This window comes from Novosphingobium sp., assembly GCF_965229225.1.
Classification (GTDB): Bacteria; Pseudomonadota; Alphaproteobacteria; order Sphingomonadales; family Sphingomonadaceae; genus Novosphingobium.
Genome location: NZ_OZ245867.1, coordinates 337,394 through 360,782 on the forward strand (window position 1 = coordinate 337,394; position 23,389 = coordinate 360,782).

Sequence of the window (23,389 nt, forward strand, 5' to 3'; positions counted from 1 at the left end):
GACGAAAGTGGGGGAGGCTCGGGGAGGAATTCATGGGATGCAAGGGCTGTGGCCCTTGCCCGCCGGAGGCTTCTTTTTGCTTTAGGCCTCATGTTTTGGGCTTTCCCCTCTCCCAACCCTCTCCCCTGAAGGGGAGAGGGCTTTTGGGGGTCAGGCGCGTTTTCCGGCCCGTTTCGCGATTGCGCTGAGGCCCTTTGTCAGCTGCACCAGCCCGTTCAGCCGCGCTTCGGGGGTGCCCCATGCGCGATTGATGACCAGCTTGTTGTCGGGACGCAGTTTGGCGGTGCCTTTGAGGCGGTCGATGTAGGCGAAGAGGCCGGCGGGTTCGGGGAAGCTGTCGTTGTGGAACGAGACGAGCGTGCCCTTGGCGCCGACGTCGATCTTGGCGATGTGGGCGGCGATGGCCTGGCGTTTGATTTCGATGAGCTTGAGGAGGTTCTGCGTCGGGCCGGGGAGGGGGCCGAAGCGGTCGATCATTTCGGCGGCGAGGGCTTCGACGGCGTCGGCACCTTCGGCGTCGTTCATGCGGCGGTAGAGCGCCATGCGCACGGCGAGATCGGGGACGTAGTTTTCCGGGATCATGATCGGCGCATCGACGGTGATCTGCGGGCTCAGCGCGCTGCGTTCGCGCGCGAGGCCGATTTCGCCGGCCTTGGCGGCGACGATCGCGTCTTCGAGCATGGACTGGTAGAGTTCGAAGCCGACTTCGCGGACGTGGCCGGACTGTTCGTCGCCCAGAAGGTTGCCCGCGCCGCGCAGATCGAGATCGTGGCTGGCGAGCTGGAACCCGGCGCCGAGAGAATCGAGATCGCTCAGCACCTTGAGGCGCTTTTCTGCGATTTCACTCAAGGCCTGGTTCTCGGGGTAGGTGAGGTAGGCATAGGCGCGCAGCTTGCCGCGCCCGACGCGGCCGCGCAGCTGGTAGAGCTGGGCGAGGCCGAAGCGGTCTGCGCGGTGGAGCACGATGGTGTTGGCGCTGGGGATATCGAGGCCGCTCTCGACGATGGTGGTCGAGAGGAGCACTTCGTAGCGCTTCTCGTAGAAGGCGCCCATGCGGTCTTCGACTTCGGTGGGGCTCATCTGGCCGTGCGCGGAGACGTAGCGGATCTCGGGCACGTTGAGGCGGAGCCATTCCTCCAGATCGGGCATATCGGCAATGCGGGGGACGACGATGAAGCTCTGCCCGCCGCGCTGGTGCTCGCGCATCAGTGCCTCGCGCATGGTCACGTCGTCCCACGGCATGACGTAAGTGCGCACGGCGAGGCGGTCGACCGGCGGGGTCTGGATCGTGGAGAGTTCGCGCAGGCCCGACATCGCCATCTGCAAAGTGCGCGGGATGGGCGTGGCGGTGAGGGTGAGGACGTGGACGTCCGCCTTCAGTTCCTTGAGGCGCTCCTTGTGGACGACGCCGAAGCGCTGCTCCTCATCGACGATGACGAGGCCGAGGCGCTTGAATTCGAGGCCTTTGGAAAGGAGCGCGTGGGTGCCGATGACGACATCGACGGTGCCGGCGGCGAGGCCTTCCTTGGTGGCGGCGGCTTCCTTGGCGGGCACGAGGCGGCTGAGGCGGCCGACTTCGAGCGGGAAGCCGGAAAAGCGTTCGACAAAGGCGGTGTAGTGCTGGCGGGCGAGAAGCGTGGTGGGGGCGATGATCGCGACCTGCTTGCCGGCCATGGCGGCGACGAAGGCGGCGCGCAGGGCCACCTCGGTCTTGCCGAAGCCGACATCGCCGCAGACGAGGCGGTCCATCGGCTTGCCGCTGGCGAGATCGCCGAGGACGTCCTCGATGGCGCGTTCCTGATCGTCGGTCTCGGCCCAGGGGAAGCGGTCGACGAAGGGGCCGTAGCTGGCGGGATCGGGGGCGAGGGTATCGGCTTCGCGCAGGGCCCGGAGAGCCGCCGTCTGCATCAGCTGGCCGGCGATTTCGAGGATGCGCTCGCGCATCTTCGCCTTGCGGCGCTGCCATGCCTCACCGCCGAGCTTGTCGAGCTGGATGCCCTCGCTGTCGTGGCCGTAGCGGGAGAGAACGTCGAGGTTTTCGACCGGGATGTAGAGCTTGTCGCCGCCGTGGTATTCGAGCTGGACGCAATCGTGCGGGCTATCGCCGACATCGACCGGCACGAGGCCGATGTAACGGCCGATGCCGTGCTCCATGTGGACGACGAGATCGCCGGTGCCGAGCGCGGCGAGTTCGGCGAGGAAGGCGTCGGCATCCTTGCGCTTGCGTTTGGGGCGCACGAGCCGGTCGCCGAGGATGTCCTGTTCGGTGAGGACTTCGACATCGCCGCTGGAGAAGCCCTGCTCCAAGGGGAGGACGACGGCGGCGGGCTTGCCGGTGGCGGCGGCGCCGAGGGCTTCCTGCCAGGTTTCGGCGAGGATGGGAGGCGCTTTGCCGGCATCGCCGAGGAGGGACGCGAGGCGGGAGCGGGAGCCGGTGGAATAGGCCGCGACGACCGCCTTGCGCCCACGCGTGGCGAGCGCGGCGAGGTGCTTGGCGGCGGCTTCGTAGATATTGGCGCCGGATGCGCGTTCGGGGGCGAAATCGCGCGGGGGGCCGAAGCCGAAATCGAGGACGCGGGCGCTCTCCGGCTCCGCGAACTGGGTCATGCGGTGGACGGGCCAGCCCATCAGGGCGCGGTCGAACTCGTCGCGGGCAAGGTAGAGCGCGGTTTCGGCGAGCGGGCGGTAGGTGGTGCTGCCGCCGCGCGCGCTGCTTTCGGCGCGGGCCTGGCGGTAGTCGGCGATATCGGCGAGCCGCTCCTCGGCGGCCTTGGCGGCGGCGGCATCGAGGAGGATGAGATCGCCGTCAGCGAGGTGATCGAAGAGCGTGACGAGACGGTCTTCGAGAAGCGGGAGCCAATGCTCCATGCCGGCGAGGCGGCGGCCGTCGCTGACCGCCTGATAGAGCGGATCGCCGGTGGCGTTGGCGCCGAACAATTCGCGGTAACGCGTGCGGAAGCGGCGGATCGAGTCTTCGTCGAGCAGGGCTTCGCTGGCGGGGAGCAGCAAGTGCGATTGGACGGGCTGGACCGAGCGCTGGGTGGCGGGATCGAACAGGCGCATCGTCTCGATCTCGTCGCCGAAGAAATCGAGGCGCAGGCCGTGGGAAAGGCCGCTGGGGTAGAGATCGAACACGGAGCCGCGCACGGCGTATTCGCCCGAATCGACCACGGTATCGACGCGGGAGTAGCCCTGGCGCTGGACGAGGGCGATCAGGGCTTCGCGCGCGATCTCCTGACCCACACGGAGCGCGCGGACCGATTCGCGCACGCGGAACGGGGTGAGCGTGCGCTGGAGCAGCGCGTTGATCGTGGTGACGAAGAGCTGCGGGCCTTCTAGCGGCTGTTGCAGCGCATGGAGCGCGGCGAGGCGGCGGGCGCTGACCGACATCGCGGGGGACGCCCGGTCAAACGGAAGGCAGTCCCACGCGGGATATTCGGCCACGTCGAGCTCGGGCGCGAAGAAGGCGGCGCTCTGGGTGACGGCGCGCATGGCGGCATCGTCTGCCGCGATGAAGATCGTGCGCTTGGGCGTTTTGCCCGTGGCGGCAGCGCGGGCGAGATCGGCAAGGACGAGCGGCTGCGCCCCCCGGGCAATCGAGGCGAGGGTGAGCGGCGTCGTGGCCGACAGGATGCGGGACGGATCGGGCATGCGAAAAGGGGCCGCTTGGCTCAGCGCGGGATGTCGACGTAGTCGAGGCGGCGCATGGCGTCCATCTCCGGCCCCGCGAAGGCTTCGGGAACGGGCTGGGTGCCGAGCGCCCAGGCCATGATCTCGACGTCGTCTTCCTCAAGCAGGCGTTCGAACCAATCGAGCGCCGCCTCGTCCCAGCCCTTGTGGCGCGTGTCGAAGAAGCAGCCGATCATGTAGTCCGCCTCACGCGTGCCGCGATGCCAGGCGCGGAACTTCATCCGCGCGAGGCGGTGCTGGGGCGAAGAGTCGGGTTCGGTCATTCGCGCGCCGATACGCCGTGAAGGGCTTGCGGGGCAAGCTCCAAGCCGGACGCCTGAAGGGCAAAGAGGTTTCTCGCAGAGACGCAGAGGAAGCAGAGGGCGCAAAGACTGCATGGCGGGGACGCAGCGCGGAGTCTGATCACGACTTCCCGCCGTCCTTGAAGCCAGCGCGGCTTCGCCGCAAGACCAACATCTCTGCGAACTCAGCTTCCTCTGCGTCTCTGCGAGAAACCCTGTCTTCGACCCACTGCGAAGGGATGAACCCTTCAGGTCCGGAGCGCTGCCAGCACTTCGGTGCCGGTTCGACCCACCATTTCCTTGGCCAGTTCGCGCCGCAGAACTGTTTTCAGCTGGCCATGATAGTGCGGGCGCAATTCGCCCAAAGCGCGCGGCGAGGCGATGATCACGAGGTCCTGTATGCGGTGCGCCAGCACTTCGGCATTGAGCCATTGGACGACTGCCGCGCCGTGCTGTGCTTCGATCACCTGGCTGGCCGGATCGTGGCCGCTCATGTGCCCGTGCTGGCCGCCTGAGGCATGGCCGTGGAGATCGATTGTGGGCAGAGCTTGGGCTTCGAGGACGGGTTCGTTTTCGGTGCCGCTGTTGCGCAGCAAGGCAAAATGCGCACCATCGACGATAGCGACAATGGTTCCGTGAGGGATAAGCATTTTCGTGGGTTCCTGCGCTGTGAAGGTTCAGTGTGAACGCTTGAGAGGCCGTGATGGGCCCGAAGAAAACCCGCATCCATGCGTTTGATCAAATTGGTCGGGGTGTGGCGCTTAGCGGCAGGCGTGACTATGGAAGAGCACGATGCGTCCCGATCTGCTCAATCCGTTGTTTGCCGAGACCGAGGGCCTCAAAGGCGTGGGGCCGGGGCTGGCGCGGCCGCTGGGCAAGCTGGGCCTGACGCGGGTGCGCGACCTTGTCTATCACCTGCCGGACCGGTTCGTGGCGCGGCGGGCGGTGGGCAATCTCGATGAGGCGGCGATCGGCGAGCAGATCGTTATCGCGCTGACAGCACGCGAGCACCGACCCAGCACGGGGCGCGGGCCTTACCGGATCATGGCCGAGGATGCGCTGGGCAACTATGTCGCGCTCGTGTGGTTCGGTCGGGCGAGCTACAGCGCGAAGAAGCTGCTGCCGGTGGGCGAGAAGCGCTGGGTTGCCGGGAGGCTCGACCAGTATGGGCAGTCCTGGCAGATCGTGCATCCCGAGCATGTTGCCGAGGACAGCGCCGCGCTGGCGGGCTCGCTCAACGAGGCGGTCTATCCATTGGCCGAGGGGCTGACGCAGGGGCGGATCGGCGCGCTGGTGGGTCAGGCGATGGGACTAGTGCCGGAACTGCCCGAATGGATCGAGCCCGGGCTTTTGGCACAATCGGGCTGGCCTTCGTGGAAGGACGCGCTGGTGCGGGCGCACAAGGGCGCGGATGCGGCGGCGCGCGACAGGCTGGCCTATGACGAATTGCTGGCGAACTCGCTGGCCCTGATGCTGGTCAAGGCCAGCAACCGCACGCGGCGGACGGTGCCGCTGCGGGGCGATGGGCGGCTGCGCGAGAAGCTGCGGCTGCCTTTTGCGCTGACGGGGGCGCAGGCGCGCTCGGTAGTGGAAATCGAAAACGACATCGCGCAGGACGCGCCGATGTTGCGGCTGCTGCAGGGCGATGTGGGTTCGGGCAAGACGGCGGTTGCGCTGCATGCCATGCTGATCGCGGTGGAGGCGGGGGCGCAGGCCGCGCTGCTCGCGCCGACCGAAATTCTGGCGCGCCAGCATGCCGAAACCTTGCAGCGCATGGCGGCGGGGACGGGGGTGCAGATTGCGCTGCTGACCGGCAAGAGTTCGCAGCGTGGCGGAAGCAAGGCGCGCGAGGCGATCCTGATGGGGCTGCTCGATGGCAGCATCGATATCTGTGTGGGGACGCACGCGATCTTTCAGGAGAGCGTGACCTATCGCAATCTGGCGCTGGTGGTGATCGACGAGCAGCACCGCTTCGGCGTCGGCCAGCGGCTGATGCTGACGCAGAAGGGCAAGGCGACACCGCATTGCCTGGCCATGACGGCGACGCCGATCCCGCGCACGCTGACATTGGCGCAATATGGCGAGATGGAGGTCTCCAAGCTCGACGAGATGCCGCCCGGACGGCAGCCGATCGATACGCGCGTGGTGGCAGTGGAGCGCATGGCCGATGTGGTGGAAGGCCTCGCGCGGCATCTGGCGACCGGCGCGCAGGCCTATTGGGTGTGCCCGATGGTGCGCGAGAACGAAAACGCCGATCTGGCGGCAGCGGAAGCGCGCTTTGCGGAATTGCAGCTGCGGTTTGGGCAGGATGTCGTGCTCGTCCACGGGCAATTGCGGCCTGAGGCCAAGGATGCCGCGATGGAGCGCTTCGTGCGCGGCGAGGCCAAGCTGCTGGTGGCGACGACGGTGATCGAGGTGGGAGTCGATGTGCCGGCCGCGAGCCTGATGGTTATCGAACAGGCGGAGCGGTTTGGGCTGGCGCAATTGCACCAGCTGCGCGGGCGGGTGGGGCGCGGCTCTGCGAAATCGACCTGCCTCCTGCTGCGCGGGGATGCGCTTTCCGAAGTGGGGCGCGAGCGGCTTGCCCTTATGCGGGAGACGCAGGACGGGTTTCGGCTAGCCGAGGAAGACTTGCGGCTGCGCGGCGGGGGCGAGCTGCTCGGCACGCGGCAATCGGGCGATACGCCCTTTCGGGTAGCCGACTTTGAACAGATTGCCCGGCTGCTGCCCATGGCGCATGACGACGCGCGGCTGCTGATGGAGCGCGATGGCGGGCTGGCTTCCCAGAGGGGACAGGCGGCGCGGGCGCTGCTCTACCTGTTCGAGCGCGACTGGGGCGTGCAGCTGCTCAGAGGTGGGTAGTTCTGGAAGGACCGAGATTGAAGCGTGTTTCGGAAGCGGCCCGGGCTTTGGGATATGCGGGCCTTTTGCCGCAGTTTGCGGCGCTCCTGGCGGTGTTCAAGGGCGGGCCGTGGGCGTGGACGGGCCTCGCGCTGGCTTATGCCTATGCGGCCCTGATCTTCAGCTTTCTGGGCGGGGTGTGGTGGGGCATCGGGATTGCCCGGCCGGAAAGCCCGCGCTGGATTTTCCTTGCCGGCGTCATGCCTTCGCTGATCGCGCTGGCGGGGTGGTTTCCGTGGATGCTGGGATGGACCTGGCCGGGGCCGGAACTCATCGCGCTGGGGGTGTGCATCGCGCTTTCGCCGCTGGTTGACCTTGCCGTGGGGCTGAAGCCGAATGGCTGGTTGGCGCTGCGGCGCAACCTGTCCATCGGGCTGGGCGGACTTTCCGTGCTGATCGGGCTTATGGCGGAGCGGGCTTCAGGGATCTGAGCGAGCTTGCAGACGCTGCGCTCGCACGATCTGGATTGGGTCGCTTCGTTCGCAATAACGAAGGAAAGGGCCTGCTGCGGCCCATAGTGCTTGCAATTGGAACGAATTGGTCGGGGAAAGAGGATTCGAACCTCCGGCCCCTGCCTCCCGAAGACAGTGCTCTACCAGGCTGAGCTATTCCCCGACCGATCGTTCACCTCCGAAAGCCCGATGAGGGGCGTCCGGAAGCAAGGCAGGGGCGCGCTATAGGCGGGTGATTTGAGGGTGACAAGCACCCTTTTGCAGGATTTTGATTGGTTGGGACGGAGGGCTCAGGCGGCACGGCTGAACGCCGGTGTTACAGTTGGTACTGGGGCCTGCCTGTCGCCGGAAAGGCGGAAGCGGGCGACGAGGTCCTGCAGCGTTTCGGCCTCGCGCAGCAGGCTGTGCGCGGCGGCGTTGCTTTCCTCCACCATCGCGGCGTTCTGCTGGGTGACCTGATCGATGCGGTTGAAGCTGGCGCCGACGGAGCCGAGCGCCTCGACCTGCCCGGCAGATTCGCTGGCAATGCTGCTGATTGCGCCGCTGATTTCGCTGACCCGCTCGACAATCGTGCGCAGCACGGTGCCGGTTTCTCCGACGAGTTCGACACCGGTGCCGACTTGCGCCGAGGACGCGCCAATGAGGTCCTTGATCTCCTGCGCGGCATCGGCGCTGCGCTGGGCGAGCGCGCGCACTTCGGTGGCGACCACGGCAAAGCCCTTGCCCGCCTCGCCCGCGCGGGCGGCCTCGACCCCGGCGTTGAGCGCGAGGAGATTGGTCTGAAAGGCGATGCCATCGATGATCGAGACGATCTGGGCGATCTCGCTGGAGGACTGCTCGATAGCGGTCATCGCGGCAATGGCGCGTTCGACCACGGCGCCGCCGGTGGCTGCATTGGCCTGGGCTTCGGCGGTGGTGCGGCTCACCGCTTCGGCGCGGGCGGCGGTGGTGCGGATGCCGGAGGCGAGGGTGGTGGTCGCCTCGCTGTTGGCGGCGATGGCGCTGGCCTGTGCTTCGGTGCGGCGGGCCAGATCATCGGAGGCACTGCGGATTTCGGACGAACCGGTGGCGATCTGGTGCGCGGCGGCGGTGACGCGGCCGAGAAGCTGGTCGAGATCGGCGGCGGCTTTATTGAACGAGGTGCGCAGGGCTTCGTAGGCCGGGGGGAAGGGCTCTGTGATGCGCAGGGCAAGGTCGCCCCGGGCAAGTGCCTCAAGCCGGGAAGCGATGGCGCCGATCACGTCATTCTGCTCGCTGGCGGCGCGGCTGCGATCGGCGGCGGCTACGGCCTCGGCGCGCTCGGCCTGGGCGCGAATCTCGCCCTGGTGCTGGATATGGCGGGCGACCTGTTCGCACAGCACGACGAGGGCGCCGGTCTCGGCCACGACGACGACGGTGTGGAAGAGCACGCGGAAGAAGGCGGGGCCTCCCGTCCACACGATGCCGGGCGCGAGGAAGTTGGCGAGGAGGTGGTGGACGGCAGTGAGGGCGGCGGCGAGGATCACCGGGCGCCAATCGGCCATGGCGGCGAGCATCGCGAGCGCCGCAAAGAAGGTCATGTGGATATCGACCATGTAGGGCTGGCCGGACCATTGGTAGAGCAGGATCATCGGAAAAGCGGCAACGGCGCTGCCCATGGCAAGGCGGGTGCCGGCATCGGCGCGGCCTTGTGCGACAAGTGCCAGCGGGATCGCGCCGACAGCGGCGGCGAGGAGCAGCGGCAGCACGCCGGTGCTGGCCATCGCGGTGCCCACGCCAATGGCGAGGATGGCGAGCACGCAGACTGCGGCCAGGAGCCTTAGGCCATTGCGGCGGACGGCGAGGAGTTCATCCATGACGGCGGGTTTCCGGGGGCTGGCAGAGGAAGGATGGGATGGCGATAGCAAGCGCACCCTCGCGCAGCACGCGCAGACCGAAGCCGGGGGGCGGCGTGGTAAGGACAAGGCCGCCGAGCGGACCCGCGCCATTGAGTGCGGCGCCACGCGCGAGCGCCCAATCGAGCGCGGCATGGCGGTTTGCCGGCATGACCGGGAGATACAGCGCGGGCAGGCCGGGGCGGGGGGCCAGTTCGGCAGTGGCGACGACCAGGGTCAGCACGGCGCACTGCGCGGCAAGGGCAAGGCGGTGGCTTCGACCGGGGGCGAGGGAGGGGACCATTCCAGCGACATAGTCCGATCCGACCTTACGGCATGGAAGGGCAGAGTTAAGGTTAACTGCGTAGAGCAGGTGCTGGTCAGTACGGCGGGACGCGGCTAGACAGTGGACATGGCCACAGCCGCTTCCCCTTCGCGAGTCCCGGCGCAGCAAGCGCATCCCGAACAGCAATACCTCGACCTGATGCGCCGCATCTGGGAGGAGGGTGACGAACGGGTGGACCGCACGGGCGTGGGGACGCGGTCGGTGTTCGGCGCGCAGTTGCGGTTCGATCTGGCCGATGGCGCGATGCCGCTGCTGACGACCAAGCGCGTCTACTGGAAGACCGCGACGCGCGAATTCCTGTGGTTTCTGACCGGCCGCACCAATATCCGCGAGCTCTGCGCGCAGGGGGTGGAGATCTGGACCGACTGGCCGCTGGACCGCTATCGCCGCACGACGGGTGAAGACATTTCCCGCAAGGACTTTTCGGCGCGGATCGTGGCGGACGAGGCATTTGCGGCCGAGTGGGGCGATCTGGGGCCGGTTTACGGGAAGCAGTGGACGGATTGGCCGGTTTATGAACCCGCGGGGGACGGCCTGTTTGCGCGGCGGGCTTCGGGCGTGAACCAGGTGGCCGAAGTGGTCGAGAGCCTGCGGAAGAACCCCGGCAGCCGGCGCCATATCGTCGAGGGGTGGAACGTGGCGGAGCTGGACCGGATGGCGCTGCCGCCGTGCCACAAGACGTATCAGTTCCATGTCGCGGACGGGAAACTTTCAGGGCTGCTCTATCAGCGCAGTTGCGACGTGGCGCTGGGGCTGCCGTTCAACCTCTGGGGCGGGGCGCTGTTCATCAGGATGCTGGCGCAGCAGTGCGACCTTGAGCCGGGGGAACTGGTGTGGATGGGGGGCGATACGCACCTCTATCTCAACCATGCAGATCTTGTGGAAGAACAGTTGGCACGCCTGCCCGATGGTAGCCCGAAACTCGCTATCCATCGCCGGCCAGATAGTATCTTTGGATACCGGATTGAGGATTTCGAGGTGACCGGCTATGCCCCGCAGGCGCACATTGCGGCTCCGGTGGCGGTTTGATTGACTCGGAAAGCTGCGTGTAATATTATTATGCGATGAGCTAATAATGCGTCTCTCTGAGGAGGCGCGCCGGGAGTGAACGATGCTGGCAGTTTGCGCATGACCGAAGCTTCCCGCAGCAATCTCCCGCCATTGCAATTGCACGTGCCCGAACCGCGCTTTCGCCCCGGCGATGCGGTGGACTACAGCCATCTGGTGATCCCGCAGGCGGGTGCGCAGGCGCGGCCAGATGAAGGCTGCGCGGCGAGCGAGACGCATCCGCTGTGCCTCGATCTGGTGCGCGTGCTGGGTGAGGACCACAAGGCGGTCGGCCCGTGGGATCCGAAGCTCGATCCCGAAACCTTGCGGCGGATGCTGCGGTTGATGGCACTGACGCGGGCGTTCGACGACCGGATGTACCGCGGGCAGCGGCAGGGCAAGACCAGCTTCTACATGAAGTGCACCGGCGAGGAGGCCACCTCGATCGCCCCGGCCATGGCGCTGGCGAGCGATGACATGGTGTTTCCCAGTTATCGCCAGCAGGGCATTCTGATTGCGCGCGGCTATCCGATGGTCGACATGATCAACCAGATCTATTCGAACAAGGCGGACAAGCTGAAGGGCCGCCAGCTGCCGATCATGTATTCGGCGCGTGAGGCCTCGTTCTTCTCGATTTCGGGCAATCTTGCCACGCAGTATCCGCAGGCCGTGGGCTGGGCGATGGCGAGCGCGATCAAGGGCGACACGCGGATTGCGGCTTCGTGGCTGGGTGAGGGATCGACTGCGGAAGGGGACTTCCATTCGGCGATGACCTTCGCGGCAGTCTACAACGCGCCGGTGGTGTTCAATGTCGTCAACAACCAGTGGGCGATTTCGAGCTTTTCGGGCTTTGCCGGAGCGGAGCGGACGACCTTTGCGGCGCGGGCCATCGGCTATGGCATTGCGGGCATCCGGGTGGACGGCAACGATCCGTTGGCGGTCTATGCGGCAACGCGCTGGGCGGCCAACCGGGCGCGGGCGAACGGCGGGCCGACGCTGATCGAGCATTTCACCTACCGCGCGGAAGGGCATTCTACCTCGGACGATCCGGGGCAGTACCGATCAGTGCAGGAGCGCAGCGAGTGGCCGCTGGGTGATCCCATTGCGCGACTTGCAGCGCATCTGGAGGCGCTGGGCGAGTGGACGGCAGAGGCCCACGCCGCGATGGATCTGGAGCTGGCCGAGCAGGTCAAGGCCGCAGCGAAGGCGGCGGAAGCGAACGGCGTGCTGGGTCACGGCCTGCACCACCCGTTCCGCACGCTGTTTGAAGATGTGTTCGAGGAACTGCCGTGGCACCTCAAGGAACAAAGCGAGCAGGCGATCCGCGAACGCCGGATCAAATGGCCCGAGTGGAAGGAGGAGGACTCGTGAGCGAGCAGCCTTCCATGAAAAAGCTCAACATGATCGAGGCGATCAACGACGCGCTCGACGTGATGATGGGGCGCGACAGCAATATCGTCGTGATGGGCGAGGATGTCGGCTATTTCGGCGGCGTGTTCCGCGCGACGGCGGGGCTGCAGAAGAAGTATGGCCGCACGCGGGTGTTCGATACGCCGATCAGCGAATGCGGGATCATCGGCGTGGCGGTGGGGATGGGGGCCTATGGCCTGCGGCCCGTGCCGGAAATCCAGTTTGCCGACTATATCTATCCGGGGCTGGACCAGCTCGTCTCCGAAGCGGCGCGGCTGCGTTATCGTTCGGCGGGTGAGTTTACCGCGCCGATCACGGTGCGCTCGCCGTTTGGCGGCGGCATCTTCGGCGGGCAGACGCATAGCCAGAGCCCGGAGGCGCTGTTTACCCATGTTTCCGGGATCAAGACGGTGATCCCGAGCACGCCGCATGATGCCAAGGGGCTGTTGATCGCGGCGATCGAAGACAACGATCCGGTGATCTTCTTCGAGCCCAAGCGGATCTACAACGGGCCGTTCAATGGCTACTACGACAAGCCGGTGGAGCCGTGGTCGCGGCATCCCGATGGGGCGGTGCCGGAAGGGTACTACCGCATCCCGCTCGGCAAGGCGCGCGTGGTACGTGAGGGCGAGGCGATGACCGTGCTCGCCTATGGCACGATGGTCCATGTGGCCGAGGCGGTGCTGGCGGAGAAGGGCGTCGATGCCGAGATCATCGATCTGCGCACGCTGGTGCCGCTCGATATCGAAACGATCAAGGCTTCGGTCGAAAAGACCGGCAAGTGCCTGATCGTGCATGAGGCGACGCGGACGTCCGGCTTTGGCGCGGAGCTTTCCGCGCTGGTGCAGGAACGCTGCTTCTATCACCTCGAGGCGCCGATCGAGCGCGTGACGGGCTTCGACACGCCTTATCCGCACAGCCTTGAATGGGCGTATTTTCCGGGTCCGGTCCGCATTGGCGAGGCTGTCGACCGTCTATTGAAAGCCTGACGCGATGGGTACTTTCACGTTCCGCCTGCCCGATATCGGCGAGGGTATTGCCGAGGCCGAGATTGTCGCCTGGCATGTCGCCGTGGGCGATATGGTGGCCGAGGACGGGCGCGTTGCGGACCTCATGACCGACAAGGCGACGGTCGAGATGGAGAGCCCGGTGAGCGGGCGGATCATCTCGATTGCCGGGGATGTCGGCGACGTGATCGCGATCGGCTCGCCGCTGGTGGTGATCGAGACCGAGGGGGATGAGGCTGCCGAGCCTGCCGCTGAGGTTGGGAATGGTCCTTCGACAAGCTCTGAGCGAGCCGAGGTTGTGGTTGTGGAGCCGGTCGCGGCTGCGCCGGTGGTAGCGCCCGCTGCCGAGGTGCCACCGGCTGAGCCGGAGCCAGTCGCTGCGCGGGTCGTGCACGCGTCCAAGGTGCTGGCGAGTCCGGCAGTGCGGGCGCGGGCCGAGGGGCTGGGGATCGATCTGGGCGAGGTGCGGCCTTCGGAAGAGGGGCGCGTGCGGCATGCGGATCTCGACCAGTTCCTTGCCTACAATGCGGGCGGCGGGTTCCGGGCGGCGGGAGCGAAGCGGGCGGATGAGACCGTAAAGGTCATCGGACTGCGCCGGCGTATTGCCGAGAATATGGCGGCCTCCAAGCGCGCGATCCCGCACTTCACCTATGTCGAGGAATGCGACGTTACCGCGCTGGAGGAAATGCGTGCGCAGCTCAATGAGGGGCGGGGCGGCCCAAATGCAGTCAAGCCCAAGCTCACCATGCTGCCGCTGCTGATTACCGCGATCTGCAAGACGCTGCCGGACTTCCCGATGCTCAACGCGCGCTATGATGATGAGGCGGGCGTGGTGACGCGGCACGGCGCGGTGCATCTCGGTATGGCGACGCAGACGCCGGGCGGCCTCATGGTGCCGGTGATTCGCGACGCGCAGGATCGCAACCTGTGGCAGCTGGCGAACGAGATCGGTCGTCTGGCGGAGGCGGCGCGCAGCGGAACGGCGACGTCGGCCGAGCTTTCGGGCTCGACAATCACCGTGACCTCACTTGGCGCGCTGGGCGGGGTGGCGACGACGCCGGTGATCAACCGGCCGGAAGTGGCGATCATCGGCCCCAACCGGATTGTCGAGCGGCCGATGTTCGTGCCCGACGGGATGGGCGGCGAGCGGGTGGCGAAGCGCAAGCTGATGAACATTTCGATCAGCTGCGATCACCGCGTCGTGGATGGCTGGGATGCGGCGAGCTTTGTGCAGGCGCTCAAGCGGCTGATCGAGACGCCGGTGCTGCTGCTGGCGGATTAGCGCACGACGCCGCGCCAGGTCATCTGGCCATTGCCGGCGAGGGCCTGCGGACCCGGGATGCGCCAGCGCAAGTGGGTAACGTCTTCGGGATGGGCGGGGCGGCTGCGGCCGTCGCTGCCCCGGACGCTGAGGGCCTCGAGTGCGCCCCAGGTGCGGCCACCATCGACTGAGACTTCCTGAGTCTCTTCCGTGGCACCTGCAAAGGCGATTGTCCGTGGCAATGGGTTGGTGACGGTAAAGCCGCCATCCTTGCGCCCGGACCAGTTGACCACGAAGATCACGCGGTCGCCGGGACGGAGCTGATCGGCGCGTTCGAGAATGCGCGCGGTGCGGCCGCCGGGGGCAGGCTGGAAGCGCTCGACGAAGACATCGCTGGCAAACTGCACGCCGCCAGAAGGCTGGGCAGCGGCATGGGCTGCGGCCGGCATGAGCGCCGCGCTTGTCGCGCCTGCGACCAGCATCGCCGGAAGGACCGCCTTGTACATTTCCTGATCTGCCCCTTGGGCGCTCCCTGCGCCGCTGGGGCCATGGTTGGCACGAGGGCCGATAAAGTTTGGTTAATGCGGGTCTGCGGGCTTAGCACGCTGCTCAGTCAAGAGGGCACAAGCGGCCGAGTGCTGCGGGCAAAGAAAAAGGCACCCGGAGGTGCCTTTTTCGTTTTCCCAATGGCGCGAGTGACGGGACTTGAACCCGCGACCCTCGGCGTGACAGGCCGATACTCTAACCAACTGAGCTACACCCGCTCGCCTTGGGAGCGCCGCATTTATGGGAGGAGTCTCTGGCTGTCAACGCCCTAGTTCGGCAAAAATGCGGCTATTTTTGCGTAAGGGAAAAATCGTTTTAAATCAGCACCAGCGGCCGGTTTCCATCCAGATCAGGAAGCGGCGAAGGGGCAGGAGCCACACGGTTCCGAGAATCACGTAGACCAGCGTCTGCACGAGCACCGGCATCTTGCCGATGGGGCCAGCAAGGCCCGCCACGATCAGCGCATAGCCGAACAGGCCCAGAACCAGCGCGAGGATGCCGAAGGGCTTGCGCCAGGTGGGCTTGTAGCTTTCGGGTTCGTTCATCGTGCGTCCGTTCAGAAGGGGCCGTATAGCCGAGTGGGCGTTACCACCGCGGAGAGCGGCCTGTCATGCGCCTCTATTGGCAGGTTTTCGGCAAGCTGGCTGTCCCACGCCATGCCGATGGCGGGCGCATCGGGGTACTGTTCAAGCCAGCGATCATAGTAGCCGCCGCCTTGCCCGAGCCGAAGGCCGGCGGCGGTAAAGCCGATGAGGGGGACGAACAGGACATCGGGCGCCAGCGGCTCGGCATCGGCACGCGGCTGCTGGGCGCCGTAGGGATCGGGCTCCAGAAGTTCGTCGTGATAGGGCGAGGCCCAGTGGCGGAATTCCATTGGCGCGCCGCGGCGGGCGAAGAAGGGCATGGCAAGCTTGTGCCCCGCATCGTGGAAATGCCGGGCATAGGCGAGGGTTGGCGCTTCATCGCCGATCGCATGATAGAGGCCGATCGTGGCGCCGGCGGGTATCAGACGGACAAGCGCTGCGGGCGGTCGCATGAACAGCAGCGCCTTGATGCGCGGTTCGAGCGCGGCCACGTGGTCGCGTCGGGCGGCGCGCAGCGCATTGCGCAGGGCAGCCTTGGCGCTGGCGATATCGGAAGAGTTCAAGGCAATCTCTACAGTCTCTGGCCTTGGCGGAAGGGCACCGTGCCGGGGTGACGGGACCACCATGGGTCGTTTCCAGGAGAATCCTCTGACGCGTTCACGTCAGGTGGGGACCATATACCAGGGCCAGGGCCCGAGCAGGGACAGCCCCCAAGGATTTTGCTTATAGCCTCAGGGATTTCATGTGGCACGTGCCGGGCAGTACCCGTCGATCCCTATCTAGGGAATGTGCAGCACTTTCTCAAGTGCCGCTCTCAACCTTCAGCTTCTTCCAGATGGGCTGCGAGTTTCTCGACGCGCGCGGCGAGCGTTTCGATCCGTGCAAGGACTTCGGCAGAGGGCGATGCCGCCTCTGGCGCGCTTGCCTGCGTTGCTTCTTGCGGGGGCGGCATCTGGCGGTGCAGTTCGTGCAGTTCGTCCGCCAGCATGAGCGCGGCGAAGAGCAGCATGCGCGTCTCGCTCTGCCCGGCGCCGCCGCCGCTGTTCGTGACACGCTCGGCCACCATGCGGCCGAGCATCTCGATATGCGGTTCCTCGCCATCCGGCGCGGAGACGGTGTAGGGGCGGCCGCCGATCGTGAGGGTGACGTTGGTCATGAGATAGAGGTCATTGCGGGAGATTGGCCAGCAGGAGGTCCAGCTGCTGGATTTCCTGGCTCACCCGTTCCTTGAGCTTGCGGTGGCGGCTGCGCAGCTCGGCCACTTCGGCAGGGGCGGGGGTTGCGGCAACGGCAGCCTCGAGCCGGGCAATCGCCTGCTCGATCCTGTCCAGCGCCGCATCGAGCGGGGAATCCTGCGCCTCGGTCGTCATGGCCTGCTTCGCTAGCACAATTGCCTAGGCCCGCAAGCCGGGAACTGCCCGCCTTTCCCCAACCTTGACGCTACGGCCCCAGCCTTGACGCTACACAGTGCCGCTCCCAAAGAGAGCCCGCTGCCGAATCGGCCGCGCGCGTGAGCGGCCCGTGCCGCAGAATCGAAGGCAAGGACAGACGATGACGTTGGCTGGGGAACGGGATCAGGCCGTACTGGCGCCGATGGCGAATGCCATCCGCGCGCTGGCGATGGATGCGGTCGAGGCCGCCAATTCGGGGCACCCCGGCATGCCGATGGGCATGGCCGATGTGGCGACCGTGCTGTTTACCGAATTCCTCAAGTACGATCCCGCCGCCCCCAAGTGGACTGACCGAGACCGCTTCGTGCTTTCGGCCGGGCACGGCTCAATGCTGATCTACGCGTTGCTGCACCTGACGGGCTATGCCGCGCCGACGATCGACGACATCCGCAATTTCCGTCAGCTGGGCAGCCCTTGCGCCGGGCATCCCGAGAACGACATGCTCGAAGGGGTGGAGTGCACCACCGGTCCGCTGGGGCAGGGCCTGGCGATGGCGGTGGGCATGGCGATTGCCGAGCGGCACCTCAACGCAGCATTCGGCAGTGAACTGGTCGACCACAAGACCTGGGTGATCGCGGGCGACGGCTGCCTGATGGAAGGCGTGAACCACGAGGCGGTCGGCCTTGCGGGCACGCTCGGCCTCGGCCACCTCAACGTGCTGTGGGACGATAACAAGATCACCATCGACGGCGACACATCGCTTTCGACGACCGAGGACATTCTGGCGCGCTATGCCGCGAGCGGTTGGCACACCGCCAGCTGTGACGGGCATGACTTTGCCGATATCGCCCGCGCGCTGGCCGAAGCCGCCGCCGATCCGCGTCCGTCGCTGGTTTCCTGCCGCACGGTGATCGGCAAGGGCGCGCCCAACAAGCAGGGTGGGCACAATGTACACGGTTCGCCGCTGGGGAAGTCCGAGATCGAAGCCGCGCGCGAGTATCTGGACTGGACGGCAGCTCCGTTCGAGATACCGGCGGACATTCTGGCCAACTGGCGCGCTGCTGGTTCGAAGGGCGCCGCCGTGCGCGCCGAGTGGGAGGCGCGTGCTGCCGCCCATCCGCAGGGTGCTGAACTGGCTCGGCGCATGGCGGGCGAGTTGCCGGCGGACCTGGGTGCGAAGGACGCTTATATCCAGAGCCTGATCGCCACTCCGCCGACCGTCGCGACGCGCAAATCGAGCGAAATGGCGCTGGAGGCGATGACTGCGGTGATTCCCGAAATGGTCGGCGGTTCGGCGGACCTGACGGGTTCGAACAATACCAAGACCAAGTCGACGGGTCCGCTGACCAAGGACAGCTATGGCGGGCGCTATGTCTATTATGGCATCCGCGAGTTCGGCATGGCTGCCGCGATGAACGGCATGGCGCTGCACGGGGGCGTGATCCCCTATGGCGGCACGTTCCTCGTGTTCTCCGATTACTGCCGCAATGCAGTGCGCATGTCGGCGCTGCAGCATGTGCGGGCAGTCTATGTGTTCACGCATGACTCCATCGGCCTTGGCGAAGATGGACCGACGCACCAGCCGATCGAGCATGTCATGTCGCTGCGCATGATCCCCAATCTCCTCGTGTTCCGCCCGGCGGATGCGATCGAGACGGCAGAGGCCTGGAGCCTTGCGCTGGCGAACGCGCACCGCCCGACCGTGCTGGCGCTGACCCGGCAGAACCTGCCGCCGGTGCGCTTCGATGCCGAGATGAAGAGTGCGAAGGGTGCCTACCGCCTCGTGGGCGCAACGGCGCCGCGCAAGGTCGTGCTGCTGGCGACAGGTTCGGAAGTGGCGATTGCCATGGACGTGGCCAAGACGCTCGAAGCCGAGGGCGTGGGCGCGGATGTCGTTTCGTTCCCGTGCTGGGAACTGTTCGACGAGCAGGACGCGGCCTACCGCGCCGATGTGCTCCCGGCGGACGTGCTCAAGGTCTCGATCGAGGCCGGTGTGACGCTGGGCTGGCAGAAGTATGTCGGCGATGGCCTCACCATCGGCATCGACAGCTTTGGCGCATCGGCCCCCGCGCCGGTGCTCTATGACCACTTCGGCCTTGTGCCCGAGAAGATCGTGCCGCGCATCAAGGCGCGGCTGTCCTAGTTTCTTCGTCATTGCAGGCGAAGTGAGGCTATGCAGAGCTATTCATTCGAAGGCTCCGGATTGTTTCGTCACTTCGCTCCCTACAATGACGAAGGTGTGAACGGGTTTTTGAAAAGGAGTTAGTTCAATGGCGACGAAGGTTGCGATCAACGGTTTCGGGCGCATCGGGCGCAATGTGGCGCGCGCCATCCTCGAACGTCCGGACTGCGGGCTGGAGCTGGTTTCGATCAATGATCTCGCCAGCGCCAAGGCCAACGCCCTGCTGTTCAAGCGTGACAGCGTGCATGGCGCGTTTTCGGGCACGGTCGAGGTGGACGGCAACGACCTCGTCATCAACGGCAAGCGCATTGCCGTGACCGCCGAGCGTGATCCCGCCAACCTGCCGCACGGCGCGCAGGGCATCGACATCGTGCTGGAATGCACCGGCTTCTTCACCGACCGCGCTTCGTGCGAAAAGCATATCGCAGCCGGCGCGAAGAAGGTGCTGATCTCGGCGCCGGGCAAGAATGTCGATCTCACCGTCGTCTACGGCGTGAACCACGACAAGCTGACCGCCGAGCACACCATCGTCTCGAACGCTTCGTGCACCACCAACTGCCTCGCGCCGTTCGCCAAGGTGCTTAACGACAGCATCGGCATCGTGCGCGGGCTGATGACCACGGTCCACGCCTATACCAACGACCAGAAGATCCTCGACCAGATCCACGACGATCCGCGCCGCGCCCGCGCTGCCGCGATGAGCATGATCCCGACCACGACGGGCGCCGCCCGCGCGGTGGGTGAAGTGCTGCCCGAACTGAAGGGCAAGCTCGACGGTTCGGCGATCCGCGTGCCGACGCCGAACGTCTCGGTGGTGGACCTGACGTTCCAGCCGGCGCGCGACACGACCAAGGAAGAAGTCAACGCGCTGCTCAAGGCGGCATCGGAAGGCGCGCTCAAGGGCGTGCTGGGCTTCAGCGCCGAGCCGCTGGTTTCGATCGACTACAACCACGATTCGCACAGCTCGACCATCGACAGCCTCGAAACGTCGGTGATCGACGGCAAGCTGGTGCGCGTGCTTTCGTGGTACGACAACGAGTGGGGCTTCTCGAACCGCATGGTCGATACGGCCGGCGTGATGGGCGGGCTGCTCTAAGACCATGACCGCGGGACGGCTTGACGGGATTGCCCGGCACAAGGTGTCCCGCGGGCCGATGGAAACCCTCGAACGCGCCCGCGTGACCCCGGACAGGGGGCTCGAGGGCGATTGCCGGGGGCCGGTGCCGGAAGGCAAGAAGGGCAACCGGCAGATCACCGTGATCGAGGCCGAAAGCTGGGCTGCGGCGATACAGGACCTGGGCGGGGCGGATGGCCTCGTCTGGTCTGATCGCCGGGCTAATTTGCTTGTTTCGGGCGTGCGCCTGCCGCGCGAGGCGGGCAAGATTATCGCGATCGGCAAGGGCCTGCGCATCGAGGTGCGCTGCGAATGTGATCCATGCAGCCGCATGGACGCACTGCGCGAAGGCTTGCGCGCGGCACTCACGCCGGACTGGCGCGGCGGGATTTGCGGACGGGTGATCAGCGAAGGCGAAATTGCCTTGGGCGATGAAGTGAGGATCGAGCAATGAGCTTCAAGACGCTGGACGATATCGGTGATGTGCGCGGCAAGGTCGTGCTGGTGCGCGTCGACCTCAACCTCCCCATGCAGGACGGCGCGGTAACCGATGACACCCGCGTGCAGGCGGCCAAGCCGACGATCCTCGAACTCGCCGACAAGGGCGCCAAGGTGCTGCTGCTGGCGCACTTCGGGCGGCCCAAGGGCGAGCGCGTCTCGACCCAGTCGCTGAGCATGGTGATCGGTGCGGTGGAGCAAGTCCTTGGCCGCGAGGTGATGTTCGTTTCGGAGATTGCCGGGCCGGTGGTGCAGCAGGTCGTCGGTATCCTTCCCGAAGGCGGGATCGCCTGCCTTGAGAACACGCGGTTCTGGAAGGGCGAGGAAAAGAACGATCCAGAACTCGTCAAAGCGATTGCCGAGCACGCCGACATCTATGTGAACGACGCCTTTTCCGCCGCGCACCGCGCGCATGCGACGACCGAGGGTCTGGCGCATGTGCTGCCGGCCTATGCGGGCCGTTCGATGCAGGCGGAGCTTGAGGCGCTGGGCAAGGCGCTGGATCATCCCGAGCATCCGGTGGCAGCCGTGGTCGGCGGGGCCAAGGTTTCCTCCAAGCTCGATGTGCTGAAGCATCTGGTCGGCAAGGTCGATCATCTGATCATCGGCGGCGGCATGGCCAACACGTTCCTCGCCGCGCGCGGAGTCGATGTGGGCAAGTCGCTGTGCGAGCACGATCTGGCCGCTACGGCCGAGGCGATCCTTGATGCGGCGGATGCTTCGGGCTGCACGGTGCATCTGCCGTATGACGTGGTGGTCTCGGAGGAATTCGCGGCCAATCCGCCGAGCTTGCGCACCTGCAATGTGCACGAAGTGGCGGCGGACGAGATGATCCTCGATGTTGGCCCGGCAGCGACCGAGGCGCTGGCCGACGTGCTCAAAGTTTGCAAAACGCTGGTGTGGAACGGGCCGCTCGGCGCGTTCGAGACGCCGCCTTTCGACACCGCGACCGTTGCGCTCGCGCGCACGGCGGCAGCGCTGACCCGCGAGGGCTCGCTCGTTTCGGTGGCAGGCGGCGGCGATACCGTAGCGGCGCTGAGCCATGCCGGGGTGGCGGGCGACTTTACCTACGTTTCGACCGCGGGCGGCGCCTTCCTGGAATGGATGGAAGGCCGCGTGCTGCCGGGCGTGGCAGCGCTCGAAGCGTAACCCAACCGAATAAAACGCAATGGTGCCGCGCTGCGATATTGCAGTGCGGCAGAAACCGCATTATGGGCCGCGCATACGAATGCGCGCACCAGAGGGGCACACCATGAACTTTGCCGATATGAAGTCCAAGATCGCTGCGGGACAGGGCTTTATCGCGGCATTGGACCAGAGCGGCGGGTCCACGCCCAAGGCGCTGGCGGGCTACGGCATCGAAGCCGGTGCGTGGAACACGGATGAGGAAATGTTCGGCCTGATCCACGCAATGCGCGCGCGGATCATCCGGTCTGCCGCGTTCACGGGCGAGAAGGTGATCGGCGCGATCCTGTTCGAACGCACGATGGACGGCGACGTTGACGGGACGCCGGTTCCCGAGGCGCTGATCGCCAAGGGCGTGGTGCCGTTCATCAAGATCGACAAGGGTCTCGAAGACGAGGCCAACGGCGTGCAACTGATGAAGCCGATGCCGACACTGGACGCCCTGCTGGAGCGTTCGAAGGCGCTTGGCGTGTTCGGCACCAAAGAACGCTCGGTGATCAATTCGGCAAACCGCGAAGGCATCGCCGCCGTGGTCGCGCAGCAGTTCGAGATTGGCCGGCAGGTGCTCAGCCACGGCATGATGCCGATCATCGAACCCGAAGTGAACATCAAGAGCGAGACGCGCGCCGAGTGCGACACGATCCTCCTTGAAGAGACGCTGACGGCGCTTGACGGCCTGGCCGAGGGCGAGGAAGTGATGCTCAAGCTCTCGCTGCCGGTGGTGCCGGGCACGTTCGATCCGCTGGTGGCTCATCCGCGCGTGCTGCGTGTCGTTGCGCTGTCGGGCGGCTTCAAGCGGCCGGAAGCCTGCGTCGAGCTCGCCAAGAACAATGGCATCATTGCCAGCTTCAGCCGTGCGCTGCTGGAAGACCTGCGCGCGCAGATGAGCGACGCCGAGTTCGATGCCTCGCTCGGCGCGGCGATCGACGAGATTCATCGCGGATCGACTTTGAAGACTGCCTGAGCGAGCGGCGGTTTGCTCTGATGCGTGTGGGCCGCTAGGAGCAGGCAATGTCTGATCCTGCCTGCCAACTATACCTGATCTCGCCGCTCGATGTGGGCGGCACGTTTCCGGACCGGCTTGCCCGTGCACTCGATGCGGGGCCGGTCGCGGCGTTCCAGTTTCGCGTGAAGGACGTGGCCGAGCATGATGCGGCGCGGTTGGCGGAGCCGTTGCAGCGCATTTGTGCCGACTGCGAGGTGGCGTTTATCGTCAACGACTCGATCAGCTTTGCGAAGCGGCTCGGCGCGGATGGCGTCCATCTCGGGCAGGATGACGGCAGCGTGGCGGACGCGCGCGCGCGGCTTGGCAAGGCGGCGCAGATTGGCGTGACCTGCCATGCGAGCCGGCACCTGGCGATGGAAGCAGGCGAGGCGGGGGCGGACTATGTCGCCTTCGGGGCGTTTTTCCCGAGCGCGACCAAAGACACCAAGCACGTGGCCGAGCCCGACTTGCTGCAATGGTGGTCTCGGCTGTTCGAGCTGCCCTGCGTGGCGATCGGCGGGATCACGGCAGCCAATTGCGGGCCGCTGGTTGCGGCGGGCGCGGACTTCCTTGCGGTGAGCCATGCCGTTTGGGGCGGGGACGAGGCTATGGGCGTGCGCGCCTTGAACGAAGCGATCGCGAAGGCGGCGGGCTGA

General features: G+C 66.2%; 22 protein-coding genes and 2 tRNA genes. 12 read left to right on the top strand and 12 right to left on the bottom strand.

What is annotated here, in order from left to right; translation table 11 throughout:
• Nucleotides 1-150 precede the first annotated feature (150 nt).
• The 3 genes from mfd to ACO06X_RS01250 form a co-directional block, all read right to left on the bottom strand.
• Nucleotides 151-3,651, bottom strand: coding sequence for a transcription-repair coupling factor (gene mfd / locus ACO06X_RS01240; protein WP_421838210.1), 3,501 nt, complete (start codon nt 3,649-3,651; stop codon nt 151-153).
• A gap of 20 nt (nt 3,652-3,671) precedes the next feature.
• Nucleotides 3,672-3,953, bottom strand: a complete 282-nt coding sequence (locus ACO06X_RS01245) for a succinate dehydrogenase assembly factor 2 (protein WP_421838211.1) — start codon at nt 3,951-3,953, stop codon at nt 3,672-3,674.
• A gap of 266 nt (nt 3,954-4,219) precedes the next feature.
• Entirely contained in the window at nt 4,220-4,621 is a 402-nt protein-coding gene (locus ACO06X_RS01250) for a host attachment protein (RefSeq protein WP_421838212.1), read from the bottom strand.
• 142 nt (nt 4,622-4,763) lie between these two features.
• Between ACO06X_RS01250 and recG the strand changes: the two genes are divergently transcribed.
• A complete protein-coding gene (gene recG, locus ACO06X_RS01255) occupies nt 4,764-6,833 on the top strand; it encodes an ATP-dependent DNA helicase RecG (protein WP_421838213.1) in 2,070 nt (689 codons plus the stop codon).
• Between the two features lie 17 nt (nt 6,834-6,850).
• Entirely contained in the window at nt 6,851-7,303 is a 453-nt protein-coding gene (locus ACO06X_RS01260; protein ID WP_421838214.1) for a DUF3429 family protein, read from the top strand.
• A 107-nt stretch (nt 7,304-7,410) separates the two neighbouring features.
• Here ACO06X_RS01260 and ACO06X_RS01265 read toward each other — a convergent pair.
• The 3 genes from ACO06X_RS01265 to ACO06X_RS01275 all read right to left on the bottom strand — a co-directional run bounded on the left by ACO06X_RS01265 (nt 7,411) and on the right by ACO06X_RS01275 (nt 9,481).
• A tRNA-Pro gene (locus tag ACO06X_RS01265) sits at nt 7,411-7,487 on the bottom strand.
• A gap of 127 nt (nt 7,488-7,614) precedes the next feature.
• Nucleotides 7,615-9,159, bottom strand: coding sequence for a methyl-accepting chemotaxis protein (locus ACO06X_RS01270; RefSeq protein ID WP_421838215.1), 1,545 nt, complete (start codon nt 9,157-9,159; stop codon nt 7,615-7,617).
• Complete coding sequence (locus ACO06X_RS01275) at nt 9,152-9,481, bottom strand: hypothetical protein (protein WP_421838216.1); 330 nt, start codon at nt 9,479-9,481, stop codon at nt 9,152-9,154. The genes ACO06X_RS01270 and ACO06X_RS01275 overlap by 8 nt, the downstream gene beginning before the upstream one ends.
• Nucleotides 9,482-9,589: 108 nt before the next feature.
• On the opposite strand from ACO06X_RS01275, the gene thyA reads away from it, so the two are divergent.
• The 4 genes from thyA to ACO06X_RS01295 all read left to right on the top strand — a co-directional run bounded on the left by thyA (nt 9,590) and on the right by ACO06X_RS01295 (nt 14,269).
• On the top strand, nt 9,590-10,552 hold the full coding sequence (thyA, locus tag ACO06X_RS01280) for a thymidylate synthase (RefSeq protein ID WP_421838217.1): 963 nt from the start codon (nt 9,590-9,592) through the stop codon (nt 10,550-10,552).
• 99 nt (nt 10,553-10,651) lie between these two features.
• The gene (locus ACO06X_RS01285; RefSeq protein ID WP_421838218.1) at nt 10,652-11,941 is read left to right on the top strand and encodes a 3-methyl-2-oxobutanoate dehydrogenase (2-methylpropanoyl-transferring) subunit alpha; all 1,290 of its coding nucleotides are present in this window, start codon (nt 10,652-10,654) and stop codon (nt 11,939-11,941) included.
• Between the two features lie 14 nt (nt 11,942-11,955).
• Complete coding sequence (locus ACO06X_RS01290; protein WP_421839828.1) at nt 11,956-12,969, top strand: alpha-ketoacid dehydrogenase subunit beta; 1,014 nt, start codon at nt 11,956-11,958, stop codon at nt 12,967-12,969.
• A 4-nt stretch (nt 12,970-12,973) separates the two neighbouring features.
• Complete coding sequence (locus tag ACO06X_RS01295) at nt 12,974-14,269, top strand: dihydrolipoamide acetyltransferase family protein (protein ID WP_421838219.1); 1,296 nt, start codon at nt 12,974-12,976, stop codon at nt 14,267-14,269.
• Here ACO06X_RS01295 and ACO06X_RS01300 read toward each other — a convergent pair.
• The 6 genes from ACO06X_RS01300 to ACO06X_RS01325 form a co-directional block, all read right to left on the bottom strand.
• Nucleotides 14,266-14,754, bottom strand: coding sequence for a hypothetical protein (locus tag ACO06X_RS01300; protein WP_421838220.1), 489 nt, complete (start codon nt 14,752-14,754; stop codon nt 14,266-14,268). The two genes, ACO06X_RS01295 and ACO06X_RS01300, sit on opposite strands and share 4 nt — an antisense overlap.
• A 181-nt stretch (nt 14,755-14,935) precedes the next feature.
• Nucleotides 14,936-15,012, bottom strand: a tRNA-Asp gene (locus ACO06X_RS01305).
• A gap of 102 nt (nt 15,013-15,114) precedes the next feature.
• Nucleotides 15,115-15,339 carry a DUF2842 domain-containing protein gene (locus tag ACO06X_RS01310; RefSeq protein ID WP_421838221.1) on the bottom strand — a complete coding sequence of 75 codons (225 nt, stop codon included), beginning with the start codon at nt 15,337-15,339 and terminating at the stop codon, nt 15,115-15,117.
• An 11-nt stretch (nt 15,340-15,350) separates the two neighbouring features.
• Complete coding sequence (locus ACO06X_RS01315) at nt 15,351-15,941, bottom strand: 5-formyltetrahydrofolate cyclo-ligase (protein WP_421838222.1); 591 nt, start codon at nt 15,939-15,941, stop codon at nt 15,351-15,353.
• Nucleotides 15,942-16,192: 251 nt separating this feature from the next.
• Nucleotides 16,193-16,534 carry a cell division protein ZapA gene (locus tag ACO06X_RS01320; RefSeq protein WP_421838223.1) on the bottom strand — a complete coding sequence of 114 codons (342 nt, stop codon included), beginning with the start codon at nt 16,532-16,534 and terminating at the stop codon, nt 16,193-16,195.
• 10 nt (nt 16,535-16,544) lie between these two features.
• Nucleotides 16,545-16,748 carry a hypothetical protein gene (locus ACO06X_RS01325; protein WP_421838224.1) on the bottom strand — a complete coding sequence of 68 codons (204 nt, stop codon included), beginning with the start codon at nt 16,746-16,748 and terminating at the stop codon, nt 16,545-16,547.
• Nucleotides 16,749-16,929: 181 nt separating this feature from the next.
• On the opposite strand from ACO06X_RS01325, the gene tkt reads away from it, so the two are divergent.
• The 6 genes from tkt to thiE all read left to right on the top strand — a co-directional run bounded on the left by tkt (nt 16,930) and on the right by thiE (nt 23,389).
• A complete protein-coding gene (gene tkt, locus ACO06X_RS01330) occupies nt 16,930-18,912 on the top strand; it encodes a transketolase (protein WP_421838225.1) in 1,983 nt (660 codons plus the stop codon).
• Between the two features lie 127 nt (nt 18,913-19,039).
• On the top strand, nt 19,040-20,047 hold the full coding sequence (gap, locus tag ACO06X_RS01335) for a type I glyceraldehyde-3-phosphate dehydrogenase (protein WP_421838226.1): 1,008 nt from the start codon (nt 19,040-19,042) through the stop codon (nt 20,045-20,047).
• Nucleotides 20,048-20,105: 58 nt separating this feature from the next.
• A complete protein-coding gene (locus tag ACO06X_RS01340; protein ID WP_421838227.1) occupies nt 20,106-20,519 on the top strand; it encodes an MOSC domain-containing protein in 414 nt (137 codons plus the stop codon).
• Nucleotides 20,516-21,712, top strand: a complete 1,197-nt coding sequence (locus ACO06X_RS01345; RefSeq protein ID WP_421838228.1) for a phosphoglycerate kinase — start codon at nt 20,516-20,518, stop codon at nt 21,710-21,712. The genes ACO06X_RS01340 and ACO06X_RS01345 overlap by 4 nt, the downstream gene beginning before the upstream one ends.
• A 103-nt stretch (nt 21,713-21,815) precedes the next feature.
• Nucleotides 21,816-22,712, top strand: coding sequence for a fructose bisphosphate aldolase (locus ACO06X_RS01350; RefSeq protein WP_421838229.1), 897 nt, complete (start codon nt 21,816-21,818; stop codon nt 22,710-22,712).
• Between the two features lie 47 nt (nt 22,713-22,759).
• Entirely contained in the window at nt 22,760-23,389 is a 630-nt protein-coding gene (gene thiE, locus ACO06X_RS01355) for a thiamine phosphate synthase (protein WP_421838230.1), read from the top strand.

What these genes read in the sequence shown, in the direction of transcription:
- ACO06X_RS01285 (WP_421838218.1), top strand. Translation starts at nt 10,652, where the DNA reads ATGACCGAAGCTTCCCGCAGCAATCTCCCGCCATTGCAATTGCACGTG.
- ACO06X_RS01300 (WP_421838220.1), bottom strand. Translation starts at nt 14,754, where the DNA reads ATGTACAAGGCGGTCCTTCCGGCGATGCTGGTCGCAGGCGCGACAAGC.
- ACO06X_RS01250 (WP_421838212.1), bottom strand. Translation starts at nt 4,621, where the DNA reads ATGCTTATCCCTCACGGAACCATTGTCGCTATCGTCGATGGTGCGCAT.
- recG (WP_421838213.1), top strand. Translation starts at nt 4,764, where the DNA reads ATGCGTCCCGATCTGCTCAATCCGTTGTTTGCCGAGACCGAGGGCCTC.
- ACO06X_RS01290 (WP_421839828.1), top strand. Translation starts at nt 11,956, where the DNA reads ATGAAAAAGCTCAACATGATCGAGGCGATCAACGACGCGCTCGACGTG.
- ACO06X_RS01270 (WP_421838215.1), bottom strand. Translation starts at nt 9,159, where the DNA reads ATGGATGAACTCCTCGCCGTCCGCCGCAATGGCCTAAGGCTCCTGGCC.
- thiE (WP_421838230.1), top strand. Translation starts at nt 22,760, where the DNA reads ATGTCTGATCCTGCCTGCCAACTATACCTGATCTCGCCGCTCGATGTG.
- ACO06X_RS01310 (WP_421838221.1), bottom strand. Translation starts at nt 15,339, where the DNA reads ATGAACGAACCCGAAAGCTACAAGCCCACCTGGCGCAAGCCCTTCGGC.
- tkt (WP_421838225.1), top strand. Translation starts at nt 16,930, where the DNA reads ATGACGTTGGCTGGGGAACGGGATCAGGCCGTACTGGCGCCGATGGCG.
- ACO06X_RS01340 (WP_421838227.1), top strand. Translation starts at nt 20,106, where the DNA reads ATGGAAACCCTCGAACGCGCCCGCGTGACCCCGGACAGGGGGCTCGAG.
- ACO06X_RS01295 (WP_421838219.1), top strand. Translation starts at nt 12,974, where the DNA reads ATGGGTACTTTCACGTTCCGCCTGCCCGATATCGGCGAGGGTATTGCC.
- ACO06X_RS01320 (WP_421838223.1), bottom strand. Translation starts at nt 16,534, where the DNA reads ATGACCAACGTCACCCTCACGATCGGCGGCCGCCCCTACACCGTCTCC.
- ACO06X_RS01275 (WP_421838216.1), bottom strand. Translation starts at nt 9,481, where the DNA reads ATGGTCCCCTCCCTCGCCCCCGGTCGAAGCCACCGCCTTGCCCTTGCC.
- ACO06X_RS01350 (WP_421838229.1), top strand. Translation starts at nt 21,816, where the DNA reads ATGAACTTTGCCGATATGAAGTCCAAGATCGCTGCGGGACAGGGCTTT.
- gap (WP_421838226.1), top strand. Translation starts at nt 19,040, where the DNA reads ATGGCGACGAAGGTTGCGATCAACGGTTTCGGGCGCATCGGGCGCAAT.
- thyA (WP_421838217.1), top strand. Translation starts at nt 9,590, where the DNA reads ATGGCCACAGCCGCTTCCCCTTCGCGAGTCCCGGCGCAGCAAGCGCAT.
- ACO06X_RS01245 (WP_421838211.1), bottom strand. Translation starts at nt 3,953, where the DNA reads ATGACCGAACCCGACTCTTCGCCCCAGCACCGCCTCGCGCGGATGAAG.
- ACO06X_RS01345 (WP_421838228.1), top strand. Translation starts at nt 20,516, where the DNA reads ATGAGCTTCAAGACGCTGGACGATATCGGTGATGTGCGCGGCAAGGTC.
- ACO06X_RS01325 (WP_421838224.1), bottom strand. Translation starts at nt 16,748, where the DNA reads ATGACGACCGAGGCGCAGGATTCCCCGCTCGATGCGGCGCTGGACAGG.
- mfd (WP_421838210.1), bottom strand. Translation starts at nt 3,651, where the DNA reads ATGCCCGATCCGTCCCGCATCCTGTCGGCCACGACGCCGCTCACCCTC.